This window comes from Stenotrophomonas sp. STEN030 (assembly GCF_056759995.1).
On sequence record NZ_JBRREB010000088.1, the window covers coordinates 1 to 10,142 of the forward strand.

Here is a 10,142-nt window from a genome sequence, read left to right on the forward strand (position 1 = left end):
CGCCGATAGCGCGCCAAAACCCCAATATCATATCTCTAGCAACCCCTGTGTGTGCGGGCCTTTCGCGCTTGGAGGGGCGGCGCTCCCCCCCGCTCCCACAAAAGACGAGGATCGCCTCATCTGGCAATCAAATTTCTGCTGGCACCTCGATTCCGGCCCACACCCGGAGCATTCCGCAAGCCGCAACTCTGCTTTCCATCTCAGCGCGTTGTGAGCACACATGCCCATGCCCATGTCTTCAGGGTCAGCGGCTTGGCACCTACCCGGCCGCAGCCCTCATGCGCTGCTATCAGGCCATGCACTCCCCTATCGCTTTCCTTGGAACACCGGAATGACTTCGCTTTTCGAAACGTACAATCTTGCTGGAACCACCCTCTCCAACCGCATCGCCATGGCGCCCATGACCCGTGCACGCGCCCCCAACGATATCGCCGACGAGCGCGTTGCACTCTATTACGCGCAGCGCGCCACCGCTGGTCTGATCGTCAGCGAAGGCACGCCGATCTCGCGCGAAGGCCAGGGATATCTTTTCAACCCCGGCATCTACACTCCCGAGCAGATCGAAGGCTGGCGCCTGACCACCAACTCGGTGCACGCGCTGGGCGGCAAGATCGTTGCCCAGCTGTGGCACGTCGGCCGCATGTCGCATCCCTCGATCCAGCACGACGGCCGCACGCCGGTCAGCGCCAGCAGCAAGCAGCCTGCGAACGCCAAAGCCTTCGGCTACAACGAAGAAGGTCAGCCAGGCATGGTCGATGCACCCGCGCCGCGCCAGCTGAGCACCGAGGAAGTCGCGCGCGTGGTCAACGACTTTGCGCAGGCCGCGCAGAACGCGATTGATGCAGGTTTTGACGGCGTGGAAATCCATGGCGCCAACGGCTACCTGCACGAGCAGTTCCTCAACCCACTGGTCAATGACCGCAGCGATCAGTACTCGGCGGCCACGCTGGAGAACCGCATCCGCTTCACCCTGGAAGTGATCGACGCCATCGTCGCGCGCATCGGTGCGGACCGCACCGGCATACGCCTTTCGCCGTACGGCAACATTTTCGACATGCCGGCCTACCCGGAGACCGATGAAACCTACACCGCGCTCGCCGACGCCATCGGCAAGCGCAAGCTGAGCTTCGTGCACCTGATGAACCAGGCCGGCTACTCAAGCAGCGCGCCAAGCCAAGCCGGCTTCAACAACCTGCTCAAGACCATCCGCGGCAAGCTCCCGGAAACTACCTTGATCCTGGCCGGCGGACTGGACCGCGAATCAGCGGAGACGTTGATAGATGAGGGTTTGATCGACATGGCCGGCTTCGGCGTACCGTTCATCAGCAACCCGGATCTGGTCGAGCGCCTACGTCACGGCCACCCGCTGGCCAAGGCAGATCCGACCACGTTCTACGGGGGCACCAGCAAGGGCTACATCGACTACCCACCGTACAACGCCGCAGCCTGATCCGCCCTCTTTCTGTAGGAGCGGCGTAAGCCGCGAAGCCGGAAATCCAAAGGCCGCCAAGTCCATGCAATTGCATGGTGCACGGGCGCGCAACGATACCCAGCTTCGCGACTGACGTCGCTCCTACAAAGCGTGCATCACCTTGTGCGATTGCTTGGCCGGTTATCCAGCCAACCTAGAACTGCCCCCGTTCCACACCCTGCTTCCACGACTCCGGCCGCGGTGTCCACTCACCTTCACCCAGTACCGCCTCGAGCAGGTTCTGGATGGGATACCCCAGGTGCTGCTCCGCTGCCAAACCGCCGTCGCTCATCTGCGCGGCGGCCACGAACTTGCGGAATGCACGCTCATCGCCTGCCGCCAGCGCGGTGATCTTCTTGGCCAGATCGTAGGAGAGCCGGTTGCCATCGTCCGCAGCCAGAAATGACTTCCCCGACCAGAACGCCTGGATGCTCTCTTCGTTCCAGTAAGCCGCATGTTGCGCAGCAATCTCATGCGGGAAGTACATCTGTGCGCCAGGAGCCGCCAGATGTGGATACAAGGTGTGCTCGGTGTTCACCGCCAGGCCTTCGTTCAACCACGCCGGAATCGGCAGGTGTTGCAGCAGGCAATGCGTGAGCTCATGGGCGATCACCGGCTCCATCGAATCAAGGATCTCCAAGGGCATCACGAAGTGTCCGTATCCCGCCTTGATGAACATGCCCGAGGACATCGCGTATTCGCCGCCATCCGGATAGTAGTGCGAGACGTAGGCGTAATAATCCTCCTCGTCTGCAAACACCATCACCACGTGCTTGCCCTGGTTCTGTGCGACGGCAAGCTCGCCCAAACTGCGATTGATACGCGACAGCAGGCGCTGGCAGCTGGCGAGGAAGACCTCGCCAGGCCGATCCATCAGGTTTGAAAGCAACAGGAAGTCAGTGGACTCGGTGATCCGATAGTGCTCGCCAAGCTGATGGTTCAGCGCCTCCAGCCACTCCTTCGCCGCCGAGGTGCGATGGATATGCACGGCCTCGGCATCCATCAGCGTCGGCGCGTCCTCATCAATCCGCTCCCAGTCAGCGATTGGCAGCTGGGTACCGTCATACCAATGCATTCGCACCGGAACACGTGGCAGCGCCGGCGCTTGCTTCGGCTTTTTCCCCCGTGAAAGCTGGGTTGCCAGCCAAGCAATCAGGATGAACAACACCAGGAAGAACGCGACCGAGTACAGAGCGTCATTTCCGGCTTCTCTCTGTTGGTCAGGCGCGGCGGCAAGGGCGCTGCCAGCGCCCTGTATCAGCACAAAGAACAGCAAGGATGGCGACTTCATGATGCGGCGCTCCGGTGGTTGCAGCCGAACTCAGAGCTCTTCGTCGCAGGGCTCATCACTTAGCAGCGCAGGATCCACCGGCTTGATTTCATCGATAAGCGCACGCTGTTCGGCTGTCGGGCTACCCAACCACCACACCCTGCAGCGCGACACCAGACGACCAACCATCCTGGCGTGCTGCGGCTGGTAAAGCATCGCCAGCTGCTGCGTGTCGCATTGGTGCGCCTGGCAAGCCGTGTAGAACCACCATGTCTCGCTACCCAGGGTCTTTGGCATACCGGGTGCGCTGGGGCCACTGAGCAGCCGTTCGCGCTGCGGTGGGACATGCGGATCGGCGATGTCGCCCTGTGCGGCCTCTTTCAGTAGCTCATCGAATGCTGCAGTCACCTTGGGATCGGCACGTCCGCAGTTGTCCACGGTATTGCCGCCCACAAGGGTAAAGAAGTGCGTCGCCAGCGGGTTCTCCTCGCAGCTGGGTTCGTGATCGGAAGCCGCCGGTGTCGAGGCATCACCCTCGGGGTCGCCCTCTTCATAAGGCGAGGACTCCGTGTCCACGATCTCCCCAACAGGATCTGCACCGGCCTTGACGGGCGACTCGGCCACCGTGGCTGCAGCAGCAATGCCCTCAGCTTCACCTGCCGGCATCTGCTTGCACCCCAGCAGCAAGCCGACAAGCAACGACACTCCAAGAATCCGGACTTTCATGTTCCACCCCAAGCAATCAGTTCGTTGCATCCATGTAGTTCCCGGTCACGCAGTGGGAATCGGCCGATTGTAGCTTCTGGGTCCTGAAATTGAATGGGGGGCTGGCTGGCATCCATCCCGATACTTGAAGTGGCGATGAGGCGAAATCCAGCACCGCGCCCGCTTCACACACTCAAAACCAGGTGCGGCTCATTCTTCCTCTGCTTCCAGCCTGGCCGGTCGACTTTTTGCGGCAGTGGTTGGAACACAACGAACGTCGTTACCTCAGCACACACCTTGCCGGAGCCGTTCAATGAATGCCGTTAAACGAATCGCATCCGCTGTTTCCGTTGCACTCACCACGATTGTGACCGCACATGCCGCGGAGCCACCAACCAACAGCTGGCCCGCCAGCAAGGTGGGCGAAGCAACACCCGCAGTGCAGGGAATGCCGTCGGCCCTGGCCAGGAACCTCGCCACCTTCGATGACCTGGATTTCCGCGTCTACACAAAGCAGCAATGGGACGATCTGCACCTGAGCCACGCCAAGGACATCGTCGTGCACTACCCGGACGGCCACACCACCACCGGCCTGCCTGACCACATCAAGGAACTCGACTTCATGTGGACCTTCGCACCTGACAACCGGATCACCGAGCACCCTGTGCGCTTCGGCTCAGCAAATGCCGAGTGGACAGCCGTCGCTGGCTTCATCGAAGGCACCTTCAGCAAACCCATGGTGCTGGGCGACGGCACCGTTATCCAGCCCACGAACAAGAAGTACCGCCTGCCGATGGTCACCATTGGGCACTGGAATGCACAAGGGCAGATGACGGAGGAATTCCTGTACTGGGACAACGCCGCTTTCATGAAGCAGATCGGTGTTGGCAACTGAGGTCGATACCACTCAGTCCAACATGCCGACTTATGCACGGAAGCATCGGTGTTGTGGCCCGGGTAGGCGTCGCGCGCCCGGGCCACTGCATCCACCTATCGAGTGAAGCTTCTCGCTACTGCAGCTGCTCAGGCATGTAGCGTCGAGTGACAAGCCAGAACACCCCGGCAGCGCCACAGGTCGCTGCGCCAAGCATGCAGACACCACTCCAGCCAGCCCGAGCATACGTAGCCGTGGTGGCAATCGCACCCACTCCGCTACCGACCGCATAGAACAGCATGTATAGCCCGACCAGTCGGCTGTGTGCCTGTGACTGCTCGCGGAGAATCATGCTCTGGTTGCTGACGTGCAGTGCCTGCCCGCCCAGATCCAGCAGGACGATACCAGCGGCCAGCGCCCACAGTGACTGCGGCATCAACGACAGCGGCCACCAGGCCAGCAGCAACACCAGCAAGGCCATCGCAGTAACGGTTTGACCTCGCCCGCGATCGACCCATCGGCCCGCCCCAGTGGCACCCAGCGCACCGATCACGCCGACCAACCCGAATGCACCAATAACCGTATGTGAGTAGCCATAAGGCGGCGCACTCAGCGGCAACACCAGCGCGCTCCAAAAGATGTTGAACGCCGCGAACATCAGCAATGCCAACATTCCACGGATCTGCAGCACCCGATCCTGGCGCAATAGCCGAGCCATGGAAGCAATCAGCTGCAAGTAACTCATTGTCTCCGCGATCGCGGGCAAACGCGGGAGCCTGCGATAGAGGAAGCCTGCCAGCAGCAACATCACCAGTGCGGAAACGACATAGACGCTACGCCAGCCACCTAGGTCGGCGACACCGCCAGCGACCACCCGCGCCATCAGCAAGCCAATGAACACTCCCGCCTGCGCGGCACCGACCACCCGCCCACGTTCGTTGTCGCCAGCGGCACTTGCGGCATAAGCGATCAGCCCCTGCGTCATCGCAGTGCCGAGCAGTCCAATCACCAACATGCCCACCAACAACAGCCACGGCGACTGCGCCCATGCCACCCACAGCAGCGCGACCACCAAGACCAGCAGCTGGGTCAGCATCAAGCGACGCCGCTCCAACCTGTCGCCCAATGGCACGAGCAGCAGCAAGGCCAAGGCACTACCAATCTGGGTTGCAGTCACCACGCTGCCGACAGCGGCCAGACTGATGCCCAGTGATGCCGCCAGCAGGTCCAACAAGGGCTGCGCGTAATACACATTGGCCACACACAGCCCGCTGGCGATCGCGAACAGCCATACCAGACCTGCGCGCATCGACGTGCACGAAGGAGTTGCGATGGCCTCGCTGCATGGCGTGGGTGCTTGCAACGGCAGATTCATGCCAGATCCAATCTAGTTGCAAAGTGCAACTAGATAAATGCTAACGGACAGTGGTTTTAAAACGCAACTACAATGAGCGCATCCACAGGAGCCGCCATGTCCCGCCGCAGCCCAGAAAACGAGTCCCCTTGCCCCGTGGCACGCAGCCTCGACCTTGTCGGCGACCGCTGGTCACTGTTGATCCTGCGCGACGCATTCGATGGTGTGCGTCGCTTTGGTGACTTTCAGCGCGGCCTGGGCGTGGCCCGCAACATCCTCACCGACCGCCTGCGCAAGCTGGTGGACACAGACATCCTGCAGCTGCATGCCGCATCGGACGGCACGGCTTATCAGGAGTACGTGCTCACGTCCAAGGGCGAGAGCCTGTTCCCCATTCTGGTTGCGCTGCGCCAGTGGGGCGAACAGCATCTCTACCAACGCGGCGAACGTCACTCACAACTGCTCGACAACCGTACCGGCAAGCCGGTTCCGTTGATGCGCCTGCAGGGTTCGGATGGAGTGCTGTTGGCACCTGCGGATACTCGGGTACGCAAGTTGAGTTGATGGCGTGGATGCACTTCGCATCGCCAACTACGCAACATAAAAAACTCGACTCTGACCCCGGTTTTCTTTCAGCTACCGAAGCGCTGGGCGTAGCGGCTGACTACGTCGATGTTCTGCTGCGCCACGGCCTGAATGTCCGGGGCAACCTCTGATTCCGCTACCCGCTGCCAGAACTGCACAGCCAACTGTGCGGCCCACACAACGAATGCCACTTGCCCGGCCCGGCTTGGCGCATTGATGCTTATCGGTGCGAGTGCACGAACATTTCCGGTTTGCGCCGATGGGGCCATATACATCGGCAACATGTCGTAAGCCGGGCACAGGGGGAGCGGGCCGCTGTCGATCAGGTGGAAACCGATGTTGCCGAGATGCATGTCGGTATTGCCGATGAACCTGCCAAACCAATGCAGACGTGCCATGTTCTCGGCGGTATCGCGGCTGATCAATCGCTCGCCAACGAGCTGCTCCCCGGCTAGACCCCAGTCGCGCGGCCCTTCACCAATGAAAGCCGCATCCAGCGCCAACAGCGAAACGAAGCCGCGCCTACCCAATATGTCCGCAGTGCGATCAAACCTTTCCACTTCAAGGAATACATGCTCGTCGCTGCGCAGCAACTGCGTGCGGGCAGCCTGAAAGCCTGCCTCGCGCAGCGTGGTCAGTGCCAGGTGTTCGCAGGTAAGCAGATCTGCCCAACGTGCGCCCAGCGGGCTCTGCGATGGCAGCGCGAACTTGACCAATGCAGCGTAACGACCAGTAGCGGTAACCACGGTGGCAGTGAACTTGGGCTGCTCACCGCCTGGAGATGAGCCCGCGTCCTCGCCATCGAGGGCCTCCTTGGCGCGCGTGGCGTAGACCTCGTGCCGGCTGTCCATGTCCACCCGGTCCGCTGGCGCATCCACATCCAGCAGCGCACGGTCGATGGCGGCCTGCCCCAACAGCAGGTCACCGATACTGGTGCCGCCATGCAGGATGCCGAGCAGGTTGTCGCGCGACTGCCAGCTCTTCAGGTCCACCGGCACACCCAATGCCCGGCCCAATCGATGCGCCATGGAACGGCCGAGGAAGCCTTGCGGGCGCAGGTCATCCAGAAACCAGGGCAGCCCCGGGAAGTAGCCCGCCGGGCCATCCACTTGGCGCATGAGGTTCGGATGATCGCCCGTAGGTTCAAAAAGGAAGCCGTCTCCACGCAGCGCATGCAAGGTGCCCAGCTCTTCCATGATGGCGTCCGGGCTCATCCGGTAAAGCGGCCAGGTGTTTGGCCGGACCAGAGCTGTAGCCACGTAGGCCGTGGCGCGTGCCTTGCCAACACGGCGTACCTGATCACCGGCTTCGGCTACCAACCGCGACAACACGGGACGGGAGACGGCGAGCTTTTCGACCAACTCGCCGGCCGGCACCGGATCGCCGCTCTGAAGCAGATCAAGCAGCTGCAGGACGCTAGCGGAGGAAGGACGGGCCATGATCAACGCTCATTTCTTTACGATTCAAGAAACGATACTAGATGACAATTGGCACTGCAATACACTGATTTAAGTGCATATTGTTCAGAACTTGAACGCCATGACCGGTTTATTTTTTTACGATTTAATCCCGATACTGCGCGCTCTCTGCTGCAGATCCAGTTAATCTGGGGAAACCCAAGACCACCTAACGAACCAAGGCCAGAGCGGAAACCCAACTCTGACCCCGGTTTTCCAGCTAGAAGTCGAAAAGCTCGCCGAGCAGGCCTTTCTTCTTCCTGTGCTTGTAATAGCCACTGTCACGCGAATCGTATTGAGGCGGGCTGACGTTGCGCGGCTCCGGTGCACGGGCCTGGGGCGCATCGGCAACGGATCGCTCAATCAATTTGTCCAGCTCACCCCGGTCCAGCCAAACCCCGCGGCATTGTGGGCAGTAGTCGATTTCAATTCCTTGCCGGTCCGACATGGTCAAATTCACGTCCGTGCAGATGGGGCACTTCATCATTTCTTCCTTTCGGGGCATAAGTGAAAACAGTGGTACGGCGCAGCTGCAGATCAATGCCGGCGACGATTGGCAACCGCGTACCGGAGGTCTCAAGGACGTCACGCAGCCCTTCAACGCTTCAGCCAGGCTGCTCGGTGAAATGGCTTTGTCCAGCGATTGGGAGCAGCAAAGTTCTGATCATTCCTGCGACTACACAATGATCAGATTGCCGCTCATCTGAGAAGAAGAGAGCGTGCATCCCGCTCAACTGAGACACCTCCTTCTTGCCATTCACAGCGGCAAATCATGTCGCTCGAGAATAGTGCCACGGTGATGTTCCACCGGCGTGATTTCGAAAGCGAAGCGTTCATGTTACGAGCGCAAAAGCGCCTGCCTGCGTGCTTGCACCTTGTAGAACAGCACCAATCAGCTCGCAGAGTCAGGGCCGCTCTACTGAACAGAGCGCATGTTCGGGAAACTCGACTCTGACCCCGGTTTTTCAGTCCGACACGCGGACTACGTCACTGGCAGCAATTCAAAAGGCCAGAGCGGAAACCCGACTCTGACCCCGGTTTTCATCGTCATTGCGACTACTCCCTACGGCTTGGCCGCATCGCCTCAAAGGGCAGATACACAGTTCAAATTACCGGCTCGGAAGTGAACCTGACCCCGTTCGACTCACCTTTCAACTCACTGGAACAGTGAGCGAAGATGCGAGTCGCAAAACCCGACCTTGACTCCGGTTTTTGCTGGCTTTCAGGTTTTCACTACACAGAAATGAAGCGGAATCAGAGCGAGAATCCGACTGTACCGCCTGTTCTCGCCCCCTGTCCTCGATCACAGTAGGAAGCCGGCTGTGTCTCATTGCGTGACGACAGCGCGCATCAACTTTCCGGTGGCGTTCTTGCGTCCATCCGGACTCGGGATGCTTGCTCAATACACCTACAAGGGCGCACCAGCACACCTTCATAAGACTCGAATCAGCAGCTCAAGGAGAGAGTAGGTTGAATTTCAAGATCGGAATTTCTTTAGCCCTCGCGTTCTCCATTGCCCAAGCATCCGCAGCGCAACATGGGCAGCGACACATCGCGGATTCTTTCACCCTGGTGTCGGAGTCGACTTCACGCGATGTCTCATTGACAAGGACATCGGCAGTTCTATTGCGAACATATCGCCTGTATACGGGTGATTACGTGGAGCTCATACATACCGTGGAGGCCGACGGAAAACTGGAGCTGGACGCATCCCGCCAATCCGAGGATGCACTCTCCAAACTCGACAAGTACTGCGCCAGATATGGAGGACAAGTAGCCCGCACCGGGGTATCAATTCTTACCAAGGAGACACAAACGCTGCTTTCCTGCGGTGGAAGCGGCCCGCGGCCAAATACAACGGGATCCAGCAGCAAATCCTCCACCAGCGCCTCACGCGCCTTCTGCGATGCAACCATGAGCATCGTCATGGATGGCCCTGGCTCCGTCTATCGCGGAGATCCGGGTGGATTCGCCGTCCATGCGGACGCGGAGTGGGAAGGGGTCAGTGGTTCCATTGTCACTTGGAACGCCAACTTTCTTCCTGGCTGCAGCCTGGGCGAATCTGCTCACCACCAAAGATGGCTTTGGGCATCTCGTGCTGTCACCTGCGGCACGAGATCGCTGTCGCTCGGCATGCACGACGGGACTGCAACCATAGAGGCCTGCAACAACAGAGACTACAGCTACATCACAACCGAGATCTGGAGATAGTCCTGTACTGCTGATCATTCTTGCGGATGATCCAAAGGGCCTTGGCCAACACGCGACTGTCGGCTCCATTAAAAGCAGAAAGGGGTCAGAGTGTAAATCCGACTCTGGAATGGCCCCGGCTCCATGGACACCCCAGAATAGGGTCAACCGCGGAGGTGATCCATGGCAAACCAACGTTTCAGTGCAGAGTTCAAGCGCGAGGCGGTCAGGCTGCT

General features: G+C 60.0%; 10 protein-coding genes. 5 read left to right on the forward strand and 5 right to left on the reverse strand.

Features of this window, described 5'->3' with window-relative positions:
* The first annotated feature begins 331 nt into the window (after positions 1–331).
* Positions 332–1,450 carry an alkene reductase gene (locus ACVOLR_RS19315; protein ID WP_481537876.1) on the forward strand — a complete coding sequence of 373 codons (1,119 nt, stop codon included), beginning with the start codon at positions 332–334 and terminating at the stop codon, positions 1,448–1,450.
* A gap of 175 nt (positions 1,451–1,625) precedes the next feature.
* Here the strand turns inward: ACVOLR_RS19315 and ACVOLR_RS19320 are convergent, their stop codons facing one another.
* Positions 1,626–2,762 (reverse strand): hypothetical protein, encoded by a 1,137-nt coding sequence (locus tag ACVOLR_RS19320; protein ID WP_481537877.1) that lies wholly within the window; start codon positions 2,760–2,762, stop codon positions 1,626–1,628.
* A gap of 30 nt (positions 2,763–2,792) precedes the next feature.
* Positions 2,793–3,467, reverse strand: coding sequence for a hypothetical protein (locus ACVOLR_RS19325; RefSeq protein ID WP_481537878.1), 675 nt, complete (start codon positions 3,465–3,467; stop codon positions 2,793–2,795).
* Positions 3,468–3,759: 292 nt separating this feature from the next.
* On the opposite strand from ACVOLR_RS19325, the gene ACVOLR_RS19330 reads away from it, so the two are divergent.
* Positions 3,760–4,341, forward strand: coding sequence for an ester cyclase (locus tag ACVOLR_RS19330; protein WP_481537879.1), 582 nt, complete (start codon positions 3,760–3,762; stop codon positions 4,339–4,341).
* Positions 4,342–4,456: 115 nt separating this feature from the next.
* On the opposite strand, the gene ACVOLR_RS19335 is transcribed toward ACVOLR_RS19330, so the two are convergent.
* Complete coding sequence (locus ACVOLR_RS19335) at positions 4,457–5,695, reverse strand: MFS transporter (protein WP_481537880.1); 1,239 nt, start codon at positions 5,693–5,695, stop codon at positions 4,457–4,459.
* A 96-nt stretch (positions 5,696–5,791) separates the two neighbouring features.
* Between ACVOLR_RS19335 and ACVOLR_RS19340 the strand changes: the two genes are divergently transcribed.
* Positions 5,792–6,238: a winged helix-turn-helix transcriptional regulator gene (locus tag ACVOLR_RS19340; RefSeq protein ID WP_481537881.1), complete on the forward strand. Its 447-nt coding sequence runs from the start codon at positions 5,792–5,794 to the stop codon at positions 6,236–6,238.
* A gap of 68 nt (positions 6,239–6,306) precedes the next feature.
* Here ACVOLR_RS19340 and yjjJ read toward each other — a convergent pair whose 3' ends face one another.
* Both yjjJ and ACVOLR_RS19350 read right to left on the reverse strand, forming a co-directional pair.
* A complete protein-coding gene (gene yjjJ, locus ACVOLR_RS19345; protein WP_481537882.1) occupies positions 6,307–7,698 on the reverse strand; it encodes a type II toxin-antitoxin system HipA family toxin YjjJ in 1,392 nt (463 codons plus the stop codon).
* A gap of 238 nt (positions 7,699–7,936) precedes the next feature.
* Complete coding sequence (locus ACVOLR_RS19350) at positions 7,937–8,200, reverse strand: TFIIB-type zinc ribbon-containing protein (RefSeq protein ID WP_481537883.1); 264 nt, start codon at positions 8,198–8,200, stop codon at positions 7,937–7,939.
* Here ACVOLR_RS19350 and ACVOLR_RS19355 point away from each other — a divergent pair.
* Together ACVOLR_RS19355 and ACVOLR_RS19360 are read left to right on the forward strand one after the other, a co-directional pair.
* Positions 8,163–8,423, forward strand: coding sequence for a hypothetical protein (locus ACVOLR_RS19355; RefSeq protein ID WP_481537885.1), 261 nt, complete (start codon positions 8,163–8,165; stop codon positions 8,421–8,423). The two genes, ACVOLR_RS19350 and ACVOLR_RS19355, sit on opposite strands and share 38 nt — an antisense overlap.
* Positions 8,424–9,186: 763 nt before the next feature.
* Positions 9,187–9,927 carry a hypothetical protein gene (locus ACVOLR_RS19360; protein WP_481537884.1) on the forward strand — a complete coding sequence of 247 codons (741 nt, stop codon included), beginning with the start codon at positions 9,187–9,189 and terminating at the stop codon, positions 9,925–9,927.
* Positions 9,928–10,142 lie beyond the last annotated feature (215 nt).

Excerpts from the sequence above, each read along its gene's own strand:
- yjjJ (WP_481537882.1), bottom strand. The coding sequence starts at position 7,698 with ATGGCCCGTCCTTCCTCCGCTAGCGTCCTGCAGCTGCTTGATCTGCTT.
- ACVOLR_RS19325 (WP_481537878.1), bottom strand. The coding sequence starts at position 3,467 with ATGAAAGTCCGGATTCTTGGAGTGTCGTTGCTTGTCGGCTTGCTGCTG.
- ACVOLR_RS19315 (WP_481537876.1), top strand. The coding sequence starts at position 332 with ATGACTTCGCTTTTCGAAACGTACAATCTTGCTGGAACCACCCTCTCC.
- ACVOLR_RS19330 (WP_481537879.1), top strand. The coding sequence starts at position 3,760 with ATGAATGCCGTTAAACGAATCGCATCCGCTGTTTCCGTTGCACTCACC.
- ACVOLR_RS19350 (WP_481537883.1), bottom strand. The coding sequence starts at position 8,200 with ATGAAGTGCCCCATCTGCACGGACGTGAATTTGACCATGTCGGACCGG.
- ACVOLR_RS19335 (WP_481537880.1), bottom strand. The coding sequence starts at position 5,695 with ATGAATCTGCCGTTGCAAGCACCCACGCCATGCAGCGAGGCCATCGCA.
- ACVOLR_RS19355 (WP_481537885.1), top strand. The coding sequence starts at position 8,163 with ATGGTCAAATTCACGTCCGTGCAGATGGGGCACTTCATCATTTCTTCC.
- ACVOLR_RS19320 (WP_481537877.1), bottom strand. The coding sequence starts at position 2,762 with ATGAAGTCGCCATCCTTGCTGTTCTTTGTGCTGATACAGGGCGCTGGC.
- ACVOLR_RS19340 (WP_481537881.1), top strand. The coding sequence starts at position 5,792 with ATGTCCCGCCGCAGCCCAGAAAACGAGTCCCCTTGCCCCGTGGCACGC.